Origin of the sequence: Alteromonas confluentis, from assembly GCF_001757105.1 — a bacterium.
GTDB lineage: Bacteria > Pseudomonadota > Gammaproteobacteria > Enterobacterales > Alteromonadaceae > Alteromonas > Alteromonas confluentis.
The window spans coordinates 133,465-158,786 of record NZ_MDHN01000005.1 but is presented as its reverse complement, the minus strand read 5'-3'; the positions used below and the strand labels follow the sequence as shown (position 1 = coordinate 158,786).

Sequence of the window (25,322 nt, the reverse complement as noted above, 5' to 3'; positions counted from 1 at the left end):
TCCTCGGAAGACAATGAGATCCAGAAGAAGCTTGAGGTATTAGCATTGGCTGACAGGCTTGGAAATGTGGCAGAGGCATCCCGACTTAGTGGCGTCTCCCGCGATACGATTTACCGTCATCGTAAACTGATAAAACAAGGTGGAACCGAATCGTTAAAACGTCAGGAAACGCCGGATCTTCATCACAAAAACCGTACTGACAGAGCTATTGAGGAAGTGGTCATCGAATTCTCCCTGGCTAACCCACACCTGGGTCAATCCAAGGTGTCACGGCTGCTCAAATCTGAAAGAAACGTCGACATACACGCTAGCGGCGTTCGTAATATCTGGCTGAGGGAAAACATGAATACCACTGCGTTACGGCTGGCAAAGCTTGCCGAAGCTCGGCAACATTGATAGTGTGATTACGTCAAAATCGCTTGGTACTTATACCGTCAGTATCCCTTGGTAATCACACTAGTACATTTAAAGGTATGCGAAAGTATCTGAACATTCCGTTCAACAATGGATTTATCATATATCACGATACCGCGCTAAGGGTTTTTACCTTTAGATTTTCGGTAACAAGCCGCAAGACAATCATCAAAGCACGTTGTTAGCTTTAAAAAGGCCAAGGGGATTATGTCTGAGGATAATAAAGCGATTTTTGAAGCACACACGCAAATACTTTGAGCCGAGATTGTGTATTGGCGAGCAGTTGAAGAAAAAAGTGTCTGATTTTGGATCATCAACTGAGCCTGATTCATCAGCATAGAGCAGATACACGACTATCTCCTTAAACGAAAACAGGCCGCTTCCTTGCGGCCTGTATATATTCGGTAAGCTGAGTGAGGCAATCGCTCAACGCTCTGCAATATTGGTCAGCGCTCTCAGCTCAATATTCATAGTAATTCAGCGTCAAATAGCGTGTCAATGGGGATTCGAACCAGTCTCACATCAGTCGGTTTACCCCCGACAACAGTGCCTTGATTGCGGCGGTAATAATGTTGCTGTCGCTGGCGCAACCAAAGGTGGATTCAGTACCTTGTAGTTTTACCTCGATGTAGCACACCGCTTTAACGCCCGCGCCTTCACCAATGGCGTGTTCATGATAGTCTGCCACTTCTACCTTTTTATTCAGGAACGTACTTAACGCATTGGCCGCCGCTTCAACTGGCCCATTACCGGTGCCTTCAATAGAATACACTTCGTTATTTAGCGCAAACTGAATATTCACCTGTTGCCCTGCTTTCCCTACTGACGTGATTGTACTGCTGGAATAAGCAAACGGGATGGTGGCATCGAAGTATTCTTGTTCAAAAACTTCTTTCATACGCGCTGCCGACATTTCCTTACCGGTACTGTCGTTTTCTCGCTGCACGGTACGGCTGAATTCAATTTGCAGTTTTCTGGGCAGTTGCAGATTCGCTTCCTGTTCCAGTAAGAAGGCCACGCCCCCTTTACCAGACTGGCTGTTCACGCGAACTACCGCTTCAAATCCGCGCCCTACATCAGCCGGGTCGATAGGCAAATAAGGTACGCGCCAGCGGCCGTCTTTGCTTTGCACGGCCATGCCTTTTTTAATAGCGTCTTGGTGCGAGCCGGAGAAAGCGGTATACACCAGTTCCCCGGCATAAGGATGACGAGGGTGAACCGGCAACTGATTACATTCTTCCACTAACTTGCGAACCTGATCGATATCGGAAAAATCCAGTTGCGGTGATACGCCCTGGGAATACATGTTCATTGCCAGGGTAACAATATCCACATTCCCCGTACGTTCACCATTGCCGAACAAACACCCTTCGATGCGATCAGCCCCCGCCATTAGCGCCAATTCAGCCGCAGCCACGGCGGTACCCCGGTCATTATGCGGATGCACACTCAATACAATGCATTCCCTTTGATTCAGGTTGCGATGCATCCACTCAATTTGGTCGGCATAGGTATTCGGCGTATTCATTTCCACCGTTGCCGGTAAATTGATGATGATTTTGTTGTCTGTGGTTGGCTGCCAAATGTCCACAACTTCGACCACCACCTCTTTCACAAAGTCAATTTCTGTGCTGGAAAACACTTCCGGCGAGTACTGATACGTCCAGTTCACTTCTGGTGCATTGGCTGTGAGTTCTTTCACCCAGCGGGTGCCAGTTAATGCGATGTTTTTCACGCCGGCTTTATCGGTGTTGTAAACAATCTCCCGGAAATCCGGCGCTAGCGGATTATACATGTGTAAAATCGCATTCTTGGCGCCACGCAGGCTTTCCACTGTGCGCTCAATCAACTCATAACGCGCTTGGGTAAGCACTTCAATAGTCACATCGTCAGGTATATGGTTGCCTTCAATGAGCAAGCGCACGAATTGAAAGTCGATATCTGATGCGGACGGAAAACCCACTTCAATTTGTTTAAAACCGATATCAACCAGCTTTTTAAAGAATCGAAGTTTGGTCTCGATAGACATGGGGTCGATAAGCGCCTGATTGCCATCGCGAAGATCGGTACTCATCCAGACTGGCGCTTGAGTAATTGCATTGTTTGGCCACTGGCGGTCAGGTAACGATACGCCAATGAATCGCTGATATTTTGTTTGAGGATGAGTAAGCATGAAACAAAGACTCCGGGGAAAATAACGGTTCACCTAGTGTACGACATTTCGATTAGCAGAGAATTGCAAACACTTGCCAACTTTCCCCCACCAAGGCAATAATGTAGCGCGAGATGCAAAAAATATGAAGTTTTATGCCATACGGAGGAAAAACTGTGGAATTAGACAAGATTGACAGACAGATCCTTGAAACGCTACAAAAGCGAGGCAGGATCTCAAATCAGGAGTTGGCTGACGCCGTCAACCTTTCACCTTCCCCCTGTTTAAGACGGGTAAAACAATTGGAAGACAGTGGCTATATTGATGGATACATCGCATTGGTCAACGCGCGGAAAATGGGCCTCACACTGCTGTCGTTCATTCAAATTGTCATGGACAAGCACACGCCAGAGCGGTTCGAAAAATTTGATAACGCCATCGCCGCTTTTCCCGAAGTTCTGGAAAGCCATTTAATTACGGGTCAGTCGGCAGATTATTTGCTGAAGGTTATTGTAAAAGACATGGATGATTTTCAGCGGTTTTTGCTGAACAAACTCACCCGCGTTGAAGGGGTAAGCGGTGTTCACTCTTCATTCGTATTAAAATCGCCCCGAAAGAGTACAGCGATACCGGTTTAGCATGATTTACCTGAACTTATTTCGGCATAGATAAATCCAGTTCGGGTTTAATTTGTTGAACAACAAAGACGCCTTTGTTCGATATGTATTCAAAATAAGGTACCGGGAGTTCGTCAGCCGCTTTGGTTACATACACCACCCAATATTCAACATGGGGCGTGTTGCGGTGGGAATAAAATCCCACTCCCATATATTGTTGTTCGCGATAGAAGTCGAGCTCACCCAATAAATGCTGTCGATGGGGCTTGGAGTCTTTAAAAGAGCGCCACACAGATTCTGGCGTTGAATAGCCGCCTGCGATGGCTTCTACTTGATTGCCCATGACCACACTGTAATACCGCGGCAAGGGAAAGCCAATTTCGCGCAAGCGGCTGTTAGGGCTGCCACCAAGGTTATGCATGACCGCGCCAAATTCAGCCATAACCCGGGCTTTGTCTTCAGCTGCTTGAGCAAGCAAAGGATGACATTCAATAACGGTACGCTGCTGCCCTGGGTCCTGCTGAATGAGCCGGGCGAGAGCGATGGCTTTAGCACTAAAGCCACATGCGGTGACATCATTTTCAGCGGGTTGCTCACTCGCACCTACGGTGAAGACGTTTATTGAAAAGATGAGCGTAAATAATGTAGCAATTCGCAATGCATTTCCTTTTGTCACAGTCAAAAATGGAGTTAAGGCCATACAATATCCCTACGCTCTACCCTATCGCTTCAAATAAATCCGTCAAGTAAAGTGGTATGAATAAACCCGAATGCTAACGTTCTACCTTACATCGTTCTAAGGTTTAATCTTCGCATTCAAGGCGGTGAAATAACCAGGTACGACCCTAATCCGACGGTGAAAATAAAACTGCCCCAGATAGCGTGTTCAACCACCACAACGGGTGTTGAGCGGGTTTGCATGTAACGGTAGCCAAACAGTGCGCCGCCAATCCACGACAGCACCATGGCAACCCAGTTGCCATACACCAGATGCACCAGGCCAAAAACAAAGGTGCTTAAGCCCCAGCGTGCCATTTTCGAGGGCAAAATTTGTTTATATCGATGAAAAAAGAATGTGCGGAAGATAATTTCCTGGGGGATCACCGATACAATAGGGTAAATCAGCAGAGTAAGCACCCAGAGTTCAGGCTCTTGCAGCGGCCACTGCAGAAATAGCTCCGGCTTTATCAGATAAACCACGGCAGCCAACAAACATGCCCAAGGAATGAACATTTTCAGCGTAGTGCGCAAATGGGTGAAAAAATCCTGCCAATGCCAAAGACGAAAACGTTTAAACTGCTTGTCGGCCAGAAGCACGGCTAAACAGGCTATACCCACCGCACCAAGTAACGGCATGAGGTAATCAGCAACCTGATTTACCCAATAAGCAATTGCGACAGGTAAAGCAAAAAACAGCAATACCATTTCAATCCACAGTCGCATACAACAGCCCTCTAACATAGCAATATGACAATTCAGTGACAGTATAATGGGAAATACGACAATGTGCTTAAAAAATCACCCTTATCTCACGTGATTTAATGTCTGTAGCTTCGTTGTTAATTGCAGGGGAACGGCTAAGCCAATGCGTCTGAAGCAAAAAATGGGCAAGCATATCACCGGGATTAAATGCCACTAATGGTTGGCTACTTGGCAAATTTGTTTTACCTTTGGCGCAGAACCTTTTTTTACAAGTGTGATTAATGGCCTCGCAAACCGATCTCCTGGGTTTAATTGAGCAGCAGTACCCTTCTCTTTCACCTTCTGCACAGCAAATTGCAACGTTTATTCAGCAACATCCTATTGCGTTGGTGAGCAAAAGCACCGCAGAGATCGCACGTTTATCTGGTACGTCGAAGGCAACAGTGAGCCGTTTTTTTCGTCAGTTAGGTTTCGACTCTCACCAGCAAGTTAAAGATGCCATGCTGTCGATGCGGGAAAAAGGCTTGCCATTGCCTACGGGTGAGGGAGAATCTGACCACTTTCAACAAGAAATGCGTAACCTGGCGCTCACTTTCGAGGGGCTGAAACCTGAAACTATAGAACAAGTGGTGTCGTTACTGGCAGATTCACAGCGTATTACGTTGATTGGTTACCGCAACGCGTATCCTATCGCGCTGCATTTTCGTCAACAGTTAAAACAGGTCCGCAGTACAGTTAGACTGTTGCCCCAACCGGGCCAATCGCTAGGCGAAGATCTCATTGATATCCCGGCTAACGAAGTTGTCGTGTTACTTGGCTTTCGTCGTCGTACCCGTATATTCAAACGTATTGTAGACGCCTTAAGTGACCACACCACCATTCTCATTACCGACCCAACCGGACAAGTTTATAGCAATAAAGTTGATCACCTTTTGATTTGCCATCCTGGTCAAATAAGTGCATTTGATAGTTATGCTGCACCAATGAGCCTAATTTCCTTCCTCGCGAATAAAGTGTTCGAACGTTTAGGTGATCAAGCCCTTCGACGAGCAACCCAGATTGCCGCCATGTACGACCAACTCGATGAATTGGAACCTTAATCCCTTTCTCGCAGTCATACTAATCAATCTTTTTTTGTATAATCACGTAAAAAAAAGACCATACTTATTGATTACTTTTTGACCTTTGTGACAATATTAGGGTAATGGACTACGAATCTATCGATGTTGAACAGGTTCAACCTCACTTTGATTCCTCCCTGAACACAATGGATGTGATACACAGGAGTTTTATGCAAACATCAATTATCCCTCTGGAAGAAGCGTCAAGCGTTCTGGCTTTTTGGTTTGAAGAGTTAGATCCCGGGCAGTGGTTCCGTGCCGATGAGGGATTAGATAATCTTATCCGCTCACGATTTGGAAAAGTGCATGCGGCTGCGGCGCAGTGCGAACTGTGGCCTTGGCGTGCAACGCCTTCAGGTAGACTGGCTGAAATTATCGTCCTCGACCAATTTTCTCGCAACATGTATCGCGGCTCAGCTAAAGCATTTGAGTGCGATAAAATGGCACTGGCGTTGTCTCAGGAGGCGCTGAGGGTTGAGGCAGACAAAGCACTTACCGTAAAACAGAAAACTTTTCTGTTTATGCCCTTCATGCATTCTGAATCGTTAGCGATTCATGATATGGCAATGGAATTGTTCAATATTGATGGTCTTGAGCTGCAGTTTGAATACGAGCAAGAGCACCGGGAGTTATTGTTGCAGTTTGGTCGCTATCCACAACGGAATGAGGCGCTAGGCCGGTCGTCAACCCGGGAAGAAGAAGCCTTTCTGAATAATAACTTTATAGAGGCGTGAGCCAAATTGAACAAAAACGGAGCATCGAGCTCCGTTTTTTTATCGCTGACGATTAGCGGGTGTAAGGTTCTACGGGTAGTCTTGCTTGTTTCCAGGCGTCAAAGCCGCCTTCGATATGCACAACGTCGTCAAACCCCATATTTTGCAATGTGGCAGTGGCTAGCGTAGAGCGCCAACCGGATTGACAGTAAAGCACGAATTTCTTGCCACCGCCGAAAACGGGTTTGAAATACGGACTTTCAGGATCGACCCAGAACTCAAGCATACCCCGAGGCGCGTGAATGGCGCCTGGGATTTGACCTTCCCGTTCAAGCTCGCGCACGTCTCTGATATCCACCAGCACCACATCGGCTCGGTAAACCGTTTCATTCGCTTCACTCGCACTCATTGTGTCTATTTGTGCTTCTGCTTCCTGTAAAAGCGTTTTAAAGCCTTTTTTCAGTGTCATCTTTATTACTCCAAAGTTAAAAACCGTTGTCTTACCCACAAAAGATGAGCGCTTTATCTGGAAGAAAAGTGGCAGACTCATGGATGAACCATACTGCAGTGCAGCAATGTTTTACAAATTCATAACATATATAGTGGCTATCATCCTGAACGATGGGAAAAATTGTTGCCTATGGCAGCCGTTTCCCTTGACAGGTTCATGAAACGATTGTTTCATAGAGCCCTACCCCATGGTTTTTCTCACAGGCAACTTCACGTCATGCAAACGACGAATAATCCGTTTATGGCTTTTCAACAAAAGCTCCATGCGCCCTCGCTGGATGCGCCGAAAAACAGTGCCGTGCCACTGGCAAGTTATCGCTTGGCGGTAAAAGATCTGTTTCACATTGCGGGTATTCCCACGGCTGCGGGCAACCCTGATTGGTTAGCATCTCATGACATCCCATCTGAAACCGCGTCAGTGGTAACGACGCTACTGGAAAATGGCGCACGTTTTGTAGGAAAAACCATTACCGATGAGTTGGCATATAGTTTAAACGGGCAGAATAAACACTACGGCATGCCTCTTAACCCGGTTACCCCTGATCGTATACCCGGTGGGTCGAGTTCTGGCTCGGCTGTGGCAGTTTCTATGCAACTGGCGGATATCGGATTGGGTACCGATACAGGTGGTTCAATTCGTGTGCCGGCCAGTTATCAGGGTTTATTCGGTCTGCGCCCGACTCACGGCGTTATCGCTATGGATAACATGGTAGCACTGGCCCCCAGCTTCGATACCGTTGGTGTACTCACTAAAGATTTAACGACGCTATCTCACACCATGGAAGTGTTACTTCCCACACAAACTGACTCTGTTACATTGCCTGTAGTAAAAGTCGATAACTTAATTGCAATGGCAGCCCACGGTGAGCATATTCAGACATGGTGGGTGCAAAACCAGTCACGGCATTCTGAGCTGTTACGTGGTGCCTGCTCTCCCGCATTCGGTAACTGGCCCACTGGCGACATGTTCAGAATTTTACAGGGCAGCGAAATTTGGCAGCAGCATGGCAACTGGCTGAGCACGACAAAACCGAACATCGCAGATGATATTCAACTGCGTCTAAACAACTGCGAAGCATTGACTGGCGACGAAATCGCCACCGCGAAGGAACAACGTACAGCGTTCTCTGAATGGTTCAACAACCTGGTTGAAAATCAAATTCTGCTGATCCCTACCACCCCTGGCCTGGCACCATTGATAGACGCCAATGCAGAAGAACTGGCAGACTATCGCAGCAAGCTCCTAGCTTTGACCTCGTTAGCAGGACTCAGCGGTTGCCCGCAATTACACATTCCAGCACTCACACTTGACGGTGCGCCTTGCGGCTTTTCGCTGCTAGGACCAAAGGGCAGCGATAAGACCCTGATCCGTCTGGCAAAGACCCTATATGGAAATAATGATAATGAATAATAAACCGGTTATTGGCTTTACTGCGCCCCACTACGCTGCCGCGCAGGTAGGTAATAATATTCTCGAGAAAGGCGGTACAGCGATTGAAGCAATGGTCGCGGCTGCCGCCTCTATTGCGGTGGAATATCCGCATATGAATGGCTTAGGCGGTGACGGCTTCTGGCTGATCAGCGAACCAGGTAAAAAGCCTGTTGGCATTAATGCCGCTGGTGTTGCTGCAAAAGGCGCAACGGCAGAATTTTACCAAGGCGATGATGCCATTCCCAGCCGAGGCGGCAAAGCCGCACTGACCATGGCGGGGGCAGTAGCAGGCTGGCAAAAGGCTCTGGAAATCAGTGCAGGCTGGCAGAGCCCATTGCCACTGGCTACCTTACTCGATACAGCAATTAATCAGGCAAACTGGGGCATTGAAGTCACCCAGAGTATGTCAGACGCAAGCTTTAAAACCTTTGAGGATTTAGGTCACGATCCAGCTTTTAGCCAATTTCTGATCAAAGAAAAGCCATTAAAGAAAGGCAAAATCGTAAAATTGCCTCTCCTCGCGGCAACATTGAAGCAGCTCGCTGAACGGGGCCTGGATGATTTCTATCAGGGTGATATTGCTGAGCGCCTTGCTGTCGACCTGGCCGCCGCGGGCTCACCGATCACATTGGCAGACTTTCAGCAATATGAAGCGAAAATTGTTGAGCCATTGTCTGTTACTACCTCAAAAGGCACCTTGTACAACCTGCCTGCGCCCACACAGGGTATTGCCTCTTTGCTAACCCTCGCACTTTATGATCAAGTGTGGCGCTTAGGCACTGATGATGCCGACATGGTGCACTTACTTATCGAGTGTACTAAGCAGGCATTCATTAAACGCAACCAGTATGTTACCGATCCGGCTCGCCTGGATATCGATTTACAAACCCTACTGAGCCCGGCATCACTTGCTGCGATGAGAGCGAATATCGATATCGATAACGCATTGCCGTGGCCACATGAGGCAAAACCAGGCGATACCATCTGGATGGGCGCCTGCGACAGCGAAGGCAGAATGGTGAGCTACATTCAGTCGCTTTACTGGGAGTTTGGCAGTGGGGTGGTAAGCCCTTCTACGGGCATTGTCTGGAACAATCGCGGTACCTCATTTTCGTTAGACGAAAACAGCAACCAGTATTTACAGCCGGGCATGACCCCGTTTCATACCCTTAACCCCGCATTTGCAGAGCTGAATGACGGACGCAGGATCAGTTACGGCACCATGGGCGGTGAAGGACAACCGCAAACCCAGGCTGCTGTGTTTGCCCGCCATGTATATCATGACAAACCGTTAGACCGTTCCATTGCGCTTGGTCGTTGGTTGTTGGGTCGTACCTGGGGAGATGTGAGTCATAACCTGAAAGTTGAACGTGACGTTAATGATTACGTTGGCGAAGCGCTGTTAGCAAAAGGGCACGACATGGTAGTGGTCGATGCTTGCAACGAATTGATGGGACACGCCGGCGCGGTTGTGCGCCATGCCGATGGCTCAACGGAAGCCGCTACCGACCCACGAAGCGACGGCAAGGCTTTTGCTGTTGCCATGCCATCCGACGAAGAGGAATAAAGACTTGGAATTTATCAGTGAAAATCTGAACATTATTCTGGCCATGATGGGAACCGGCGTTTTTGCCGGGTTGCTGGCTGGTCTGCTCGGTGTTGGCGGCGGCATTGTTATCGTGCCGGTGTTGTTCTTTCTATTTCAGGCGCTGGGGATCAGTGCCGACACTGCCATGGTAGTCGCCACCGCCACATCACTCGCGACCATTGTGCCCACGTCTGTCAGTTCAATCATGGCGCACAAGAAAAAAGGCAATGTAGACGGCGAGCTTTTAAAGTTCTGGGCCGTGTTTATCCTCATCGGCGTATTGGCCGGTAGCACGGTGGTAACTCGCATCGACGGTCAGTGGCTTACCTTGTTGTTCGGTACCATCGCCACGTTGTCTGCGCTAAACATGCTCATCGGAAAGAAAACTGCTATCCGCGATGGTTTACCGGGCAAAACAGGTCAGGGAATCATGGCCACCTGTATCGGTTTTTTCAGCAGTATGGTTGGCATTGGCGGCGGTACTCTTACCGTGCCCTCGCTGACATTTTGCAATTATCCCGCCCACCGTGCAGTAGGCACTGCCGCAGCGGTTGGGCTTATCATCTCTTTGCCTGCCGCCCTGACCATGTTAATCGTTGGTGAGCGACCGGCAGATGCCCCGTTTGCCACCTACGGATTAGTCAATCTACTTGGCTTTGCCTGCATCGTACCGTTAACGGTTTTGTTTGCTCCCGTGGGCGCCGCCATTGCTAACAAGCTCAATGCCGCCGTACTCAAAAAAGTGTTTGCAGTGGTTCTTATCATCACGGGTGTGCGCATGCTTGCCCAATCTCTACTCTAGGAATATCAATGAAACCGCTATCTCTCCCCCCGCGTTTGCTCATGGGTCCCGGCCCAATCAACTGCTATCCCCGTGTATTGCAGGCTATGTCGACACAACTTGTAGGTCAGTACGACCCGGTAATGACTGGCTATATGAATGAAGTCATGGCGCTGTATCGCCAGGTGTTCAACACCAACAACAAGCAAACGTTGCTGGTTGATGGTACGTCTCGCGCCGGTATTGAAGCGGTGTTGGTGTCGTGTATCGAGCCAGGCGATAAAGTACTGGTGCCGGTTTTTGGGCGTTTCGGTCATCTTTTGGCTGAAATTGCAGAACGTGCAGGTGCAGAAGTACACACCATCGAAACCGCCTGGGGTGAAGTATTCGCGCCGGAGCAAATCGAAGCGGCTATTCGTGAGATCCGTCCAAAAGTGTTGGCCGTGGTTCAGGGCGACACCTCTACTACCATGTTGCAACCACTTGAGCATTTAGGTGAAATCTGTCAGCGCTACGATGTGCTGTTTTACAGTGATGCCACTGCATCTATTGGTGGCAATCCGTTTGAAACCGATAAATGGGGATTAGATGCGGTATCGGTGGGTTTGCAGAAATGCCTTGGCGGCCCCAGCGGCAGTGCCCCCGTCACATTAAGTGAAAAATACGTAGAGTGCGTACGCAAGCGTCATCACGTTGAAGCTGGCATACGGGATGCACATCACCAATCAGCCTCGGGTAGCCGTATTCGATCAAACTATTTTGATTTGCCAATGATCATGGATTACTGGGGCGAAGAACGTTTGAATCACCACACGGAAGCTGCATCAATGCTGTTTTGCGCCCGTGAATGTGCAGTAAATCTGCTCGATGAAGGCCAGGAAGCCGTACTGAGTCGCCACAAAACCGCGGGCGACGCGATGCTGGCTGGGATTCAAGCTATGTCGCTGCAGCCATTTGGCGATCTGTCGAACAAAATGACCAACGTGGTCGGCGTGAACATTCCTGATGAAGTTGACGGAGAAGCAATTCGCAGCACCCTGCTGAATACCTTCAACATTGAGATTGGCACCAGTTTCGGTCCGCTTAAAGGCAAAATCTGGCGGATCGGCACCATGGGCTACAATGCGCGGGAAGATGCGGTGTATCACACCTTGCAGTCTCTTGAAACGGTACTTCGCCGCAGCGGTATGTCACTGCCGCTCGGTGAAGCGGTTGATGCTGCAATGGCGGTTTATGCGGGCCGCGCTGAATGATTGATTTCAAGAACCTCGCCGGCCTGGTGATGGCCCGGTTAGAAGAACTGGGACAAATTAGTCAATCGCCCGCTTATCTTGACCGCCGTTATCTTTCCGAACAGCACCGCCAAGCTAACCGCCTGGTAGCGAACTGGATGAACGACGCAGGTATGACGACCTGGCAAGACGCCGCAGGTAACCTTTGGGGGCGCTATGAATGTGATAACCCTGATGCGCCTCGATTTATTCTTGGCAGCCACTTAGATACGGTGCCAAACGGCGGCAAATATGACGGGATGTTAGGCGTTATTGCGCCTATCACGTTGATTCAGATTTTACAGGGCTTGCGAAAAAAATTGCCTTTTCATCTCGATATCGTGGGTTTTGGCGATGAAGAAGGCACGCGATTTGGGTCTACCCTTTTAGGGAGTCGCGCACTCACTGGTCAGTGGCCAGAAAGCTGGGTGAAGCTTAAAGATGAAAACGGCATCAGTTTACCTGAAGCCATGAGCCAGTTTGGGTTGAACTTTGACGAGGTTCACCGTGCCGACATTACCTCATCCCGTGTTCTTGGCTACCTGGAACTACATATTGAACAAGGCCCTGTTCTTGAAGATGCAAACTTGCCTGTAGGTATTGTGACGGCCATTGCAGGCGCGCGCCGTTTCAACATAGATATCAAAGGTATGGCCGGTCATGCTGGTACCGTGCCGATGACCATGCGACAGGACGCATTGGCAGCCAGTAGTGAAATGATATTGTGTGTGGAAAAACTGGCTGCGATGCACAAGGTGGTCGCCACCGTAGGCAAAATTGAAAATCGCCCAAATGGGGTGAATGTCATTTCCGGGAACACCCGATTTACGCTGGATATCCGCAGTGAAAACGATCAGCAACGTGATGCGGTGCTCGACCAAATTTTGCAGCAGTGCCAAACCATCGCTGCCCGTCGAAATGTAGAAATGACGATTGAACAAACCCATAGCGCTGAAGCGGTGCATTGCGACTCGCGGTTGCAGGCTATTTTGCATACAGCGATTTCTGAGTGTGGCATCCCGCCGTTCTCGCTGCCTTCAGGGGCCGGGCACGATGCTATGGCAATGGCGGTTATTTGCCCGGTAGCGATGATGTTTTTGCGCTGTGATAAAGGCATTAGCCATCACCCAGCTGAAGCCATTATCAAAGACGATGTCGCAGTGGCAATGGCCGCACTTCATGCCACCATAAATCACCTCGCAAACTAATACAGGGAGTTACCATGCTTATTTCGCGTATTTACAATGACGATGAAGGAAAAAGTCACTTTGGTGAAGTGGATATTCCATTGCAAGATGGCGGCCCGATTGGTCTATTATCAGAACGTTTTGACGCAGGCACCGTGATTTTCCGGGAAACACCGGCAGACTACGACTTTAAATGGCATCCCGCGCCCGCAAGGCAACTTTTGTTTATCATTAAAGGCCGCGCTGAATTTAAAGTTTCTAATGGTGAACGGCGCGTATTTGGCGCAGGTGATGTTTTGCTTTTAGAAGATACCGAGGGCGAAGGCCACTGCAGTCGCGCCATGTATAACGAAGTTCGCCACTCCATTTTTGTTACTCTGCCAGAGCACGTCTCGTTTTAACACTAAGCCAATGAACAAGGTTAACGTTTCAACGTTTCGTTAAGCCTGTATAGCGGCCAACTCGCCCAAATGGTGAAGCCTTTCACCATTTGGGTGCAATAAAGTTAACTATCTCTTCACCTAACCTATTACCTCTCGCCATCAACAGCAAAAACTCTTTGTATATCAGTGCAATAAAAATGTCACAGCACATATGACCAAGTGGTCAACAATTTGCACAATAATTTGCAATAATGACCCGCAGATCCCTGTTTCATTTTACTAAGAGTATTTGCACACGTGTTTCTCCGTTCTGTTTTAATTTCTACCACTTTATTATTTTCTTCTGCATCAGCCGTTTTTGCTTCTGAACCTAGCGTCGATTCGTCTATGTCGACCTGGTTCCGCGACTTCAAACAACAAGCTACCGAACAGGAGTTGTATCAGTTCGTTCATGCCCTGCCAAAAGGGGGGGATTTGCATCACCATCTTTCTGGTTCTGCGTTCAGCGAATGGTGGTGGGAACTGGCTACGTCGCCTGCGTTGAATGGCGGTTATGAATATTATACCCGCACAGCCCTCACGCTATGCGATGGCTACGATGCCGATCCGTTCGCACTATCCGCGCCCTATTTGCTTTTTAAAAATCTACAGAAAACGTCTTACGATGCGCTGTCATCTTGCGAAAAGAAAGGCTACAAGAAGCTGACGTCGCTAACGGAAGAAGAGAAAATGGCTTGGCTAAACAGCATTCGCCTAGACCGACCAAGCGAAGGTCGTGATGCATTTTTTCAAACACACTGGCAACGGCTAAACGAACTGTTTCGCAATCCCACTATTCTTGGCGAGTTGCTGATTAAAAACATGCAGGCTTACGCCGCCGAGAACGTACAGTATTTTGAAACCCAAACTGGGGTTCATGGCATGCTGAATCCAGACGGTACCGTGATGGACCCAGAAGCGGCGCTGGCAATTTTAGATGCCGCCATTCACAGTGAACGCGGCGAAGAAACCGGCGTAACAGTGAAATTTCAATATGCTCTGGTGCGCTTCCTGCCTAATGTAGAAGAACTACTGAAAGACCACTATGCCTTTGTAGATGCGCACCGCGAACACTATGTGGGCATTAACCTTGTTGGCCGTGAAGATAATGACAAAGGTTACCCTCTTCGCTTCTTGCCTGTTTTTCGCGAATTGCGCCGTAATCTGCCTGGCGTGCCTTTGTCTATTCATGCCGGTGAAGTAGACGAACCGAATCAGCATGTACGCGATACCCTGTTGATGGGGGCAGACCGTATTGGCCATGGCCTTAATACCATCACCGATCCGGATACCTTATTGCTAATGCGCCACGGCCCTTATCTGATTGAAATTAATCTTATTTCGAATCTGTTACTGGAATACGTTGACGACTATGCCAACCACCCTTTTGGTGAATATCTACGATTAGGTATTCCTGTCGCCCTGTCTACCGATGATCGGGGGATGTGGGATTCCACCCTAAGTGATGAGTTTTTTGTTGCCGTGTCTGAATTCAATCTGTCATGGAATGAGTTGCGCACAGTGATCACCAATTCAATTTCTCACAGTTTTTTACCTGAAGCAGAAAAAGCCGATGAGCTTTCAAAACTCAATGCCGCACTGGATCGTTTTGCTGAAGCAAGGCTGAAGAAGCAAGCACTGCCAGATTACCAGGCACCTCATCAATTTATCTGTCGCTTTAAGCCGGCAGTCTGTAGCAGCACAAGGAAGACGGAATGAGTGACAACCATGAATTACTTTACGGCCTTGAAGACCGGCCCACCGCTATCAAAACGGTAACGGCGGCATTTCAGCATGTTCTTGCTAGTTTTGTGGGTGTCATCACACCCACCCTCATTATCGCAGCCGCGTTAGATTTACACGCACACATTCCATTTCTCGTTAGTATGGCGCTGTTTGTTTCAGGCATTGGCACCATCATTCAGACGAAATCTTTCGGCCGTATTGGTAGCGGTTTGGTGGCGGTTCAGGGCACTAGCTTTGCATTTGTTAGCGCACTCATTCTAGCCGGTGTTACCGTGCGCCAACGTGGCGGTTCCGACGACGATGTGATGGCGCTACTACTTGGCATCACAATGGCAGGGGCCATGGTTGAAGTGGTACTTAGCTTTTTCATTCACAAGCTAACGCGACTGCTTAACCCGGTTATCACGGGTATTGTAATTACCTCCATTGGATTGTCGCTGATAAAAGTAGGGATGACTGATCTTAACGGCGGCTTTGGAAGCGTAGACTTTGGTCAGTTGAATCATGTGGGTTTGGGTCTGTCTGTCCTCTTTGTGATTATCTTTCTGAACGCCTCCAATAATCTTTGGGTTAGACTGAGCGCAATTTTTATTGGTATGGCGCTGGGTACTCTATGCGCGTGGAGTTTCGGTAACGTGTCGTTTGCGCACTTGTCATCCCTACCGGTTCTGGCCATTCCTACCCCATTTAAATACGGTATCGACTTCGATTTTGCACTGTTTCTGCCATTGGCATTAATTTACCTGTTCAGTGCCCTGGAAACCGCAGGCGACCTTACTGCCAATAGCGTGTTCTGCAATCAGCCCATTACCGGGCCTGTTTATCTAAAGCGCATTAAAGGCGGTATTCTGGGCGACGGTATTAATTCTGTTTTAGCCGCTTGCTTCAACACATTTCCCAATACTACCTTTGGACAGAACAACGGTGTGATTCAGCTAACCGGTATTGCAAGTCGAAGAGTGGGTATTGCGATTGGCGGCTTTTACGTGCTTTTTGGCATCTTCCCTATAATCGGTGGCATTCTTCAGGCTATTCCTAAAGCCGTACTGGGCGGTGCAACCCTTGTTATGTTTGCTATGGTGGCAGTGGGTGGTCTAAAAATTCTTATGCAACAGAACTTCGATCGTCGTACTAGCTTAATCACTGCCTCAGCACTGGGATTAGGCATGGGCGTGATGATGGTTCCGGAGATGACGCTGGGTTTTCCGCAGTGGCTGGGTAACATCATCGCTTCTCCGGTCACACTGTCTGGTCTGACAGCGGTATTTCTCGATATGACGTTGCCTAAGCAGGTGCCCTTACCAGATCTCAATGCGCAGAACAATTCACCAAAAGAACAAAAGAAATCCCCTCCTGATTTAGTGCAGAATACGCGCCTTTCGCACCACGAGAGTGCAAGTTAGTCCATTTTAACAGCAAAGTTTCGCACGTTAGTTCTCTTAATTTTTTCTGTAAACAAATTTAAATATTGTAAATCATAGATTTACAGAAGATTTTAATCCTGACCAATTGGACAATATTTTGGCATCTAACGTGCTACGTCATGTTCGGCATTTGTAAGCCGCCCGTCAGAGGCAGTTAACTTAAAACAGAGGAAAATCATGAAACACACCCAATTTGCGGTATCGCCGTTAACCAGAGCCATTGTATTTGGTCTGGCACTGGCACCAGCTTCTGCCTTCGCACAGGAAGCTACCCCTCCTAGCGACGAAGACGTCGAAAAAATCGAAGTTACGGGGTCACTAGGCAGCTTACCGGGCCAGGATGTTGAAGCCGTATTTGGTTTTGGTAAATCTATCCTGGAAACACCACGCTCTGCATCCACTATCTCCGATGAGCAAATGGAACGTTTTAACGTATCTGATATCGACGAGCTCGTGGCATTCGCGCCTGGTACATTCACTCAGTCTTTCTTTGGCGTAGCCGGCTCTCTGGATATTCGTGGTAATCCTGGTGAAGCTTACTTCCGTGGCGTAAAACGCCTTGATAACCCAGGTAACTACCCAACACCAATTGGCGCTTCAAGCCGTATCGATATTGTTCGTGGTCCGGCATCACCTATTTATGGCCCGGCAAAAATTGGTGGTTATCTGAACTTCAATCCTAAGTCTGCTGCTGTTGGTCGCGGTAAGTACATTGACGAACCAACAGGTGCAATGTCTTACACCATGGGTAGCTGGGATAAAAGCGTACTGACCGCTGAAGTTGGCGGACCTGCAACACTGGCAGGTAAAGACATGGGTTACTACCTGTACGGTGAAATCGAGAACTCCGACAGCTACTACGATAACACCCAAACTGACCAGACCATTGTACAAGCTGCCTTCGATGTAGACGTAAGCGATAACATCAATGTTCAGTTTGGTGGTATGTACCATGACTATGCAGGTAACCAGGTTGCTGGCTGGAACCGACTGACACAAGATCTCATCGACAATGGTACTTATATCACCGGTACCGCGAAAAACATCGATACCGATGGCGATGGTTCTATTTCTCACCAAGAATATGATGCAGTTGAAGGGTTGATTAACCCATTCATTTTCCCAAGCCCTGCAGGCATGACGGCGGCTGACTTCGATGATTTGATGCAACTGGATAACCCAGGTACTGCGCAGCTTTCTGGTAATCAGGTTCTGGTTGCTGCTGATGACCGTCTGGAAAACGAAGTGACCACGCTTTATTTCGACGTGATCTATTACTCAGATGCTAACTGGGAAGTTAAAAACCAGTTGTTCTATGAAGCGTATGAGAACATCAACGAAAACGCCTATGGTTTTTCACAGTTCCACGATAGCTGGGTGGTAGAAGACAAACTGGTATTCAGTGCAGATTACGAGTTTGATTCACTGTACGCTCAGGTACAGGTTTCGCCTTCCCTGCGTTACACCGACTTTGAACACGGCGACGATTTCCACCATGAATTCTTCGACCGTCGCGATCTGACCATGCCATCAACGGCACTGGACAGACGTTTACTGTCTACCCGCACCGATTCCGACTATACCGATTACTACATCGGTAACTACCTCGATTTAGGTTTCGCGGTAATGACCGATTTAACCTGGGATTGGGGTCTTAATGTCGTCCTTGGTGCACGTTACGACAGTGTCGACCTGGAAAGCCGTATTCCTGTAGACAAATTGCTATTCGGTAACGGTTCTAACTCGTTTATCAGCCTGTCTGAAGACGGCCAGTCGATTCTTGGGTTTGGTGGCGAAGGCGATGTGACTGCGCCGGTTCAGGCATCAAATACACTGGATGGCACATCATGGAATGCGAGTATTTCCTATAAAACACCATTTGGTTTGATTCCATACGTGACTGTTGCCGACCAGACTACCTTGGTTGCCGGTCAGGGCGCTGAAATCTGGACATCGAACATCGCGTCTGGTGCCGCCATGGATACCTCTGAATTGGTTGAATATGGTGTGAAAGGTTCTTTTCTTGAAGATACCTTGTACTTCGCGCTGTCTATTTACGAGCAGGAACGTACCGACCTGAATTCTCAAATGGTGATCACAAACAACACCACCAAAACAGAAGGTACTGAGTTTGAGCTGCGTTGGGTAGTGAACGAAAGCCTGGTTGTCACCGCCGGTTACTCTAATACCGAAGTGACTAACATCACCGCGTTAGACAACGGCTTCCAATTTGGTTTCCTGGGTGCTGAAGACTTCCCAGATCTGGAAGATCCTTCTGCTATCTACGGTGGCTTACCAATTGGTAACTTCGCTGTAGGCGCTGGCAGCAGCAACCCTGGCGCAATCAAGGCGGGCGTGCCTGAGAATATTTACTCTCTGACAGCCACCTATGATTTCCAGAACGGTTTCGCCAGCAGCGTTAGCGTAATTGATGCCGACTCCACCAAATCGGGTTTCTCTGGTGCGGTAACGCTTCCAGCATACACCCTGGTTAACGCCGGTATTTCATATCAGTCAGAAAATTTCGATGTTAACTTAACAGTGAAAAACCTGACAGATGAGCGCTATTTCCGTGCAAACTTCCCTGACCTCTTCGGTGGCCAGATCGTTCTGCCTGAACTGCCTCGTCACTTCAACATCAAGTTTGGCTATAAGTTCTAAGGCCCTTGTTGTTATTCTATACGGCATGCAATCGCATGCCGTTTTTATTTCAGGAGAGTATTTTGAAGCAATTGTTATTGGGTTTGGCGGGTCTTTTCCTGTTGCAGGCATCGCCTTTCAGTCATGCAGCAAACGCCCCATTAAAAGTGAAAGCCGTTGTTGTTACGATGTTTGAAATTGGCGAAGATGAAGGTGATAAAGCCGGCGAATTTCAAATGTGGAAGGAACGCTACGGCCTCGACTCGCGCTATCCGTTTCCGCAATCTTTTCATGACATCTACGCTAACGAAGATAAAGGCGTGCTCGCCATTGTGACAGGCATGGGCACAGCGCGGGCATCTTCTGCCATCATGGCGCTGGGACTCGATCCTCGCTTCGATTTAACGCAAGCTTACTGGCTGGTAGCCGGTATTGCGGGCATGGATCCCCAAGACGGCACCATTGGTTCCGCCGTTTGGACCCGTCATCTGGTCGACGGCGACCTTGCACACGAAATTGATGCGCGGGAAATGCCTGAAAGCTGGCCTACCGGTTACTTCCCACTGTTCGCTAATGGTCCGCAAACCGATGCAGGCCGCCCTGCTGTTAACGGCGAAATGTACAAACTGAATACTGACTTAAGTGAGTGGGCGTTCAACCTCACCAAATCGCTGAAGTTGATGAATACCGAAGCTATGGATGAACTGCGCGCTCGCTACAAAAACTATCCCAATGCGCAAAGCATGCCCAAAGTCATGATTGGCGATCACCTTGCTGCCTCTACGTTCTGGCACGGCAAGCTGCTGAACGACTGGGCCAACGACTGGGTTTCGCTGTGGACCAAAGGTGAAGGTAACTTTATGACTTCAGGCATGGAAGACACTGGCAGCTATCAAGCGATGATTTATCTCGATCGTGCAGGAAAAGCAGATAAAAATCGCTTTATGGTGCTTCGAACGGCAAGTAACTTTACTATGCAGCCAGAAGGCCTTACCGCTGCTGAAAATCTGGCGATGGAGCGTGAAAACGGTGGATATGCTGCCATGGTACCGTCGTTAGAAGCGGCTTATCTTGTTGGCAGTACGGTAGTAAACGAGCTGATTAAAAATTGGGATAAATACCAGAACCAGACGCCAGAATAACCGGGTCGCTACTGACCACCGTTAACCATACTAAAACGCCGCTGAAAGACAGCACTTTCAGCGGCGTTTTTGAACGTTGTGGCAGAGATATTATCATCATCGACGAATACAGCGGGTGGATTAAGCCCACAAACGCGTTCACACGCTGACAGCATCCACCTTTTCAATCCACTTCTGTTTTTCTTCCTCAGACAGGAAACTGGCGGTAAAACTGTTTTTCGCCAGCTGTCGACACTGTGCTTCCGTCATTCCTAAAGCAACATCCAGCGCTTCAAAATTTTCATTCAAAAATCCGCCGAAATATGTCGGATCGTCAGAATTCACCGTAACCAACAAACCGGCATCCAGCAGCTTGAGGATATTGTGCTGGCTCATATCGTCTATCACGCACAGTTTTAAGTTACTCAGCGGGCACACAGTAAGCGGGATTTGACGTTGCTTAATTAATTCCATGAGCTCTTCATCTTCCTGACACCGAACACCGTGGTCGATTCGATCTACACTCAACAAATTAATAGCCTGCCAAATGTAATCAGGCGGCCCTTCTTCACCCGCATGAGCAACCACCTTAAACCCCAAGGTTCTGGCTTCCGCAAATACTCGTTCGAATTTTTCTGGTGGGTGTCCCAATTCAGAACTGTCTAACCCGACGGCATCGATCACGTCGTACCAGGCCTCGGCGTCACGCAGGGTTTGCAGGGCCTGCGCTTCACTTAAATGACGTAGGAATGACATGATAAGTTTCACACTGATTCCGTACTCACCCTTAGCAACCTGAACCGCTTTTAAAAACCCTTTCATAAACGTAGAAAACGGTACGCCTCGATCCGTATGGGTTTGCGGATCGAACATGATTTCTGTATGAACCACATTTTCCTGATGACACCGCTGTAAATAAGCCATCATCAATTGATAAAAATCGTCTTCGTTGCGAAGTACGTCCGCACCGGCATAATACAGATCCAAAAAACTCTGCAAGTCAGAAAAGTTGTAGGCCTTTTCAATTTCCTCAACAGAATGATACGGCAGCGAAATATGATGTTTCTGCGCCAGCTCCCACATGAGTTGTGGCGACAATGAGCCTTCGATATGAAGATGTAGTTCGGCTTTTGGTAAAGCACTTATCAGATGTTTAAGCGACATAACGCTGTTTCCTCGTCGCGGACCCAACCTGACATGGATTAATTCCGCATAGCCTCGTAATGAAGGCGTGTTTGTTATCTATTTCTCTTGCACCAAAATAACACAAAGCGCATCACATTGTGCTTTTTAATGGTGAGTTCGGGGACTTTACATGTCTTTTTAGCCCCGAAATTTGTTACAATCTCGCGCAACAAGTTGATGAAATTCATAAAGGTTTTCTGTTGAGCACACAATATTATTCAGTGAAATCAACAAGCCGAACTTCATCAGCTGATACAGAGCTGAAAAGAAAGCATAATTTAAACCATTTTTGACTAAATGGTCAGGAATTTGCACAACCAGCCGCAGTAATAACGATAAAAAATCAGAGAAATTTCATGACAAGCACATTTCTGGACAGGCTGTTCAAATTACAGTCCCATGGAACTACCGTTAAAACGGAAGTGATTGCCGGCTTAACCACCTTTGCCGCCATGTCTTATATTCTGGTAGTCAACCCAGGCATCCTCGGACTCAGCGGCATGCCCGTTGCCGGACTCATCACCGTCACCGCACTTGCCGCTTGCTTAGGCAGTTTTTTGATGGCTGCGATGACGAACTACCCTATCGCACTCGCGCCCGGTATGGGCCTCAACGCATTTTTTACTTTTAGTATTTGTATGGGCCGGGAAGTCCCCTGGGAAGCGGCGCTGGGTATTGTATTCTGGAACGGCATCTTGTTCTTGTTGCTTACGCTTACCGGTGTGCGAACCAAGGTCGCTGAAGCCGTTCCTCCTTCACTGAAGGTGGGTGTGCAATGCGGCATCGGTTTGTTTATTGCGTTTATCGGCTTAAAAAATGCGGGCCTGGTCGTCGATAACCCCGCAACGTTTGTGAGCTTAGGCGATTTATCTGACCCCGCAGTCATGTTGGCGTTCGCCGGTATTTTGCTCACCATTGTAGTGGTAATGCGAAATATTACTGGCGGCATCTTACTGTCGATTGTGATTTTATCGATTATTGGTGCATTCATTCCAACGGAGAATGGTTATCTTACCGCTCATCCTGATGCCATTTTTGGTATGCCTGACCCTATCGATGACACGTTTTTTGCTATGGATATCTGGTATCCCATCGAACATTTCGATGAAACCTGGGATCTGATTTTTGCGCTGATGTTCGTAAATATGTTCGACACCATCGGTACGTTAATTGGCGTTTCTCGTCGGGCCAATCTGCTCGATAAAGAAGACAAGCTTCCAAAAATTGGGCCCGCGATGACCGCTGACGCGTCTGCCAGTGTCGTCGGTGCAGCGCTCGGTACCTCACCGGTAACCAGCTACGTTGAGTCTGCTGCTGGGGTATCCGCAGGCGGTCGCACGGGTTTGACAGCGATAGTGACCGCGCTGTGTTTTGTATTAGCCTTGTTCCTTACGCCATTAATGAAAGTGATTCCGTTAATGGCCACAACACCGGCGCTTATCATGGTGGGTATCTTGATGATGGATTCTATTCGCCAGTTGGATTTTGACGATTTAGGCGCGTTGGCAACAGCATCGGTGGCCTTGTTAGCCATGCCTTTAACGTTCAGTATTTCTGAAGGTATCGCCCTTGGTTTTATCACGTATGTGGTCACCATGGCTGGCAGTGGCCGGGCTAAGCAAGTGAGTAAGATTACCTGGGCATTGGCGTTGGTTTTCCTTCTGCGTTACATCTTTGACCTCAAGTAGCCGCCAAACCATACACATCTAACAAAAAGGCCTCAATTTGAGGCCTTTGTTTTATCTGTTGCAGAAACGACGCGTGTCATGCGTTCCACTAAAGCTATTTTTAAAGCGGGAAATGCGCTTTCCAATGTAAAGCAATTTGCTCACGGGTAGCCATCCAGACTTTGTCATGGCTTTGCACGTATTCAATAAAACGTTTCAGTGCAGCCAGTCGAGCAGGACGGCCAATAATTCTGCAGTGCAAGCCAATCGACAGCATCTTGGGGGCCGTCGCACCTTCTTCATAAAGCACGTCAAACGCGTCTTTCAAATACTGAAAGAACTGTTCCCCGCTATTGAAGCCCTGAGGGGTAGCAAACCGCATGTCATTGGTATCCAGCGTGTAAGGCACCATGAGTAACGGCTGCCCATTTTGGGTGTCGTAATACGGCAAATCATCTGCGTAGGAATCGGCGCAGTAAAGAATATCATCTCGTTCAGCAATTAGCTTCAGTGTATTCGGGCTGGTGCGACCGGTATACCAACCTGCAGGTTTCTTTCCAGTGAGCTTCTGATGCAAATTAACGGCGTCTTCGATTTGTTGTCGCTCGGTGTCGATATCCATATCCTGAAAATGAATCCATCGCATGGCATGGCTGGCAATTTCCCAGTCCGCCTCTATCATGGCTTTAAGAGCTTCAGGGTGGCGCTCCATCGCCATGGTCACACCAAACACCGTGACCGGTATACTTTTCTCGGTAAGTAAGCGATGCAATCGCCAGAATCCAGCACGGCTGCCATATTCGTACAACGATTCCATGCTGAGATGGCGGTCAGGGTAAGGTTGAGCACCGACAATTTCAGAAAGAAATATCTCTGAATGGGTATCGCCATGTAACACGCAATTTTCGCCACCTTCTTCGTAGTTCACGACAAATTGCAGGGCTATACGTGCATTTCCCGGCCATTTCGGATTGGGCGGGGTTGCGCCATAACCAATTAAATCCCGGGGATAACGGGTCGCCTCATCACTCATCGTGTTTCAATCCTGTATTTTTCGGGTACGTCCAAGCCGCAGCCATTTAACGTTAGTGTAACCAGGTGTTTTGTTGCTTCTGCGAAGTCTGCTTTCTTCATCTTCGCTCCGCGAAGTCGCGTAATTTGAATAGAAAAATCCGCATAATGCTGCGTGCTTGCCCAAATATTGAAAAGCAGGTAATGCGGATCGATAGGCTGCATTTTTCCTGACGAGATCCAGCTATTGATAATTGAAACTCGCCCTTCCATCCATTCGCTGTGCTCTTCATCGAAATAGTTATTCAGGTTCGGCGCACCATTAATGATTTCCATAGCAAAAATTTTAGAGGCTAACGGATTGGTTCGAGATAACTCCATTTTTTCAGCGATGTAGTCGGCTAACATCTCGGCCGGATCATCATTTACCGTGGCGCGGTCGAAACTAGAGTTCCACAGCGTCATGGTTTCCTTTAATACTGCGAGATAGAGTTCTTGCTTTGTTTTGAAGTAATACAGCACATTAGTTTTGGGCAAACCGGCCTGATCTGCGACTTGTTGTACAGATGTGCCTTTGAAGCCTTGTGCTGCAAACGCTTTTTCGGCGGCAGTGAGGATAATTGCACGATTTCGGGCTCCTACACTGGCATCCACTTTAGTTGCTTGACTCATGACAACTTATGATTCCTGTTAATTCGGTCAAACCTGACTATTCAGTCATAGTGCCACAGTTACCAGATTTGATGGGATTTTTTTACGCCTGATCGGGCCACAGGCCGCGAACCCCGCTGTGCACAAATCTTGCAGTACTCTAGACCAAATGGTCAGACTAGCTATTAGGTCCAGTTCAATCGTCGGCGAATACAATAAATTCCGTGTCGGCGCATCATTAAAGTGC

The 25,322-nt window shown here is 48.2% G+C and carries 22 protein-coding genes; 15 read left to right on the top strand and 7 right to left on the bottom strand.

What is annotated here, in order from left to right; genetic code table 11:
* Window positions 1-396, top strand: a 396-nt coding sequence (locus tag BFC18_RS02570; protein ID WP_139138930.1) for a helix-turn-helix domain-containing protein, incomplete at its 5' end; no start/stop codon positions are given.
* Between the two features lie 535 nt (window positions 397-931).
* On the opposite strand, the gene leuA is transcribed toward BFC18_RS02570, so the two are convergent.
* Window positions 932-2,587: a 2-isopropylmalate synthase gene (leuA, locus tag BFC18_RS02565; protein WP_070123624.1), complete on the bottom strand. Its 1,656-nt coding sequence runs from the start codon at window positions 2,585-2,587 to the stop codon at window positions 932-934.
* 155 nt (window positions 2,588-2,742) lie between these two features.
* On the opposite strand from leuA, the gene BFC18_RS02560 reads away from it, so the two are divergent.
* Window positions 2,743-3,204, top strand: a complete 462-nt coding sequence (locus BFC18_RS02560; protein ID WP_070123623.1) for an Lrp/AsnC family transcriptional regulator — start codon at window positions 2,743-2,745, stop codon at window positions 3,202-3,204.
* Between the two features lie 16 nt (window positions 3,205-3,220).
* On the opposite strand, the gene BFC18_RS02555 is transcribed toward BFC18_RS02560, so the two are convergent.
* Both BFC18_RS02555 and BFC18_RS02550 read right to left on the bottom strand, forming a co-directional pair.
* Window positions 3,221-3,841 (bottom strand): CAP domain-containing protein, encoded by a 621-nt coding sequence (locus BFC18_RS02555; RefSeq protein WP_211481005.1) that lies wholly within the window; start codon window positions 3,839-3,841, stop codon window positions 3,221-3,223.
* A 158-nt stretch (window positions 3,842-3,999) separates the two neighbouring features.
* Window positions 4,000-4,626, bottom strand: a complete 627-nt coding sequence (locus tag BFC18_RS02550) for a CPBP family intramembrane glutamic endopeptidase (RefSeq protein WP_070123621.1) — start codon at window positions 4,624-4,626, stop codon at window positions 4,000-4,002.
* Between the two features lie 260 nt (window positions 4,627-4,886).
* Here BFC18_RS02550 and BFC18_RS02545 point away from each other — a divergent pair, with 260 nt between their 5' ends.
* Both BFC18_RS02545 and BFC18_RS02540 read left to right on the top strand, forming a co-directional pair.
* Complete coding sequence (locus tag BFC18_RS02545; protein WP_070123620.1) at window positions 4,887-5,705, top strand: MurR/RpiR family transcriptional regulator; 819 nt, start codon at window positions 4,887-4,889, stop codon at window positions 5,703-5,705.
* Between the two features lie 191 nt (window positions 5,706-5,896).
* Complete coding sequence (locus BFC18_RS02540; protein ID WP_070123619.1) at window positions 5,897-6,460, top strand: DUF924 family protein; 564 nt, start codon at window positions 5,897-5,899, stop codon at window positions 6,458-6,460.
* A 52-nt stretch (window positions 6,461-6,512) separates the two neighbouring features.
* Here the strand turns inward: BFC18_RS02540 and BFC18_RS02535 are convergent, their stop codons facing one another.
* A complete protein-coding gene (locus BFC18_RS02535; protein WP_170826551.1) occupies window positions 6,513-6,908 on the bottom strand; it encodes a rhodanese-like domain-containing protein in 396 nt (131 codons plus the stop codon).
* Between the two features lie 258 nt (window positions 6,909-7,166).
* Between BFC18_RS02535 and BFC18_RS02530 the strand changes: the two genes are divergently transcribed.
* From BFC18_RS02530 to BFC18_RS02485, 10 genes are all read left to right on the top strand, one after another.
* Entirely contained in the window at window positions 7,167-8,360 is a 1,194-nt protein-coding gene (locus tag BFC18_RS02530) for an amidase (protein WP_170826550.1), read from the top strand.
* Window positions 8,353-9,948: a gamma-glutamyltransferase family protein gene (locus BFC18_RS02525; RefSeq protein ID WP_170826549.1), complete on the top strand. Its 1,596-nt coding sequence runs from the start codon at window positions 8,353-8,355 to the stop codon at window positions 9,946-9,948. Before BFC18_RS02530 ends, BFC18_RS02525 begins: the two co-directional genes overlap by 8 nt.
* A 43-nt stretch (window positions 9,949-9,991) precedes the next feature.
* Complete coding sequence (locus BFC18_RS02520; protein WP_425388346.1) at window positions 9,992-10,771, top strand: sulfite exporter TauE/SafE family protein; 780 nt, start codon at window positions 9,992-9,994, stop codon at window positions 10,769-10,771.
* Between the two features lie 8 nt (window positions 10,772-10,779).
* Entirely contained in the window at window positions 10,780-12,003 is a 1,224-nt protein-coding gene (locus BFC18_RS02515; RefSeq protein WP_070123615.1) for a pyridoxal-phosphate-dependent aminotransferase family protein, read from the top strand.
* Window positions 12,000-13,229 carry an allantoate amidohydrolase gene (locus tag BFC18_RS02510; protein ID WP_070123614.1) on the top strand — a complete coding sequence of 410 codons (1,230 nt, stop codon included), beginning with the start codon at window positions 12,000-12,002 and terminating at the stop codon, window positions 13,227-13,229. Before BFC18_RS02515 ends, BFC18_RS02510 begins: the two co-directional genes overlap by 4 nt.
* A gap of 14 nt (window positions 13,230-13,243) precedes the next feature.
* Window positions 13,244-13,609, top strand: coding sequence for an AraC family ligand binding domain-containing protein (locus BFC18_RS02505; RefSeq protein ID WP_070123613.1), 366 nt, complete (start codon window positions 13,244-13,246; stop codon window positions 13,607-13,609).
* A 369-nt stretch (window positions 13,610-13,978) separates the two neighbouring features.
* Window positions 13,979-15,349, top strand: a complete 1,371-nt coding sequence (locus BFC18_RS02500; RefSeq protein WP_083272879.1) for an adenosine deaminase family protein — start codon at window positions 13,979-13,981, stop codon at window positions 15,347-15,349.
* Complete coding sequence (locus BFC18_RS02495; RefSeq protein ID WP_070123611.1) at window positions 15,346-16,779, top strand: uracil-xanthine permease family protein; 1,434 nt, start codon at window positions 15,346-15,348, stop codon at window positions 16,777-16,779. Before BFC18_RS02500 ends, BFC18_RS02495 begins: the two co-directional genes overlap by 4 nt.
* A 198-nt stretch (window positions 16,780-16,977) precedes the next feature.
* Window positions 16,978-19,461, top strand: coding sequence for a TonB-dependent siderophore receptor (locus tag BFC18_RS02490; RefSeq protein ID WP_070123610.1), 2,484 nt, complete (start codon window positions 16,978-16,980; stop codon window positions 19,459-19,461).
* A 62-nt stretch (window positions 19,462-19,523) separates the two neighbouring features.
* Complete coding sequence (locus tag BFC18_RS02485) at window positions 19,524-20,582, top strand: purine nucleoside permease (RefSeq protein WP_245680322.1); 1,059 nt, start codon at window positions 19,524-19,526, stop codon at window positions 20,580-20,582.
* A 138-nt stretch (window positions 20,583-20,720) separates the two neighbouring features.
* Here BFC18_RS02485 and BFC18_RS02480 read toward each other — a convergent pair whose 3' ends face one another.
* Entirely contained in the window at window positions 20,721-21,725 is a 1,005-nt protein-coding gene (locus BFC18_RS02480; protein ID WP_070123608.1) for an adenosine deaminase, read from the bottom strand.
* A 377-nt stretch (window positions 21,726-22,102) separates the two neighbouring features.
* Here BFC18_RS02480 and BFC18_RS02475 point away from each other — a divergent pair, with 377 nt between their 5' ends.
* Complete coding sequence (locus tag BFC18_RS02475) at window positions 22,103-23,434, top strand: NCS2 family permease (protein ID WP_070123607.1); 1,332 nt, start codon at window positions 22,103-22,105, stop codon at window positions 23,432-23,434.
* Window positions 23,435-23,534: 100 nt separating this feature from the next.
* Here BFC18_RS02475 and puuE read toward each other — a convergent pair whose 3' ends face one another.
* Window positions 23,535-24,446 carry an allantoinase PuuE gene (puuE, locus tag BFC18_RS02470; protein ID WP_070123606.1) on the bottom strand — a complete coding sequence of 304 codons (912 nt, stop codon included), beginning with the start codon at window positions 24,444-24,446 and terminating at the stop codon, window positions 23,535-23,537.
* Entirely contained in the window at window positions 24,443-25,096 is a 654-nt protein-coding gene (locus BFC18_RS02465; RefSeq protein ID WP_070123605.1) for a TetR family transcriptional regulator C-terminal domain-containing protein, read from the bottom strand. Before BFC18_RS02465 ends, puuE begins: the two co-directional genes overlap by 4 nt.
* Window positions 25,097-25,322 lie beyond the last annotated feature (226 nt).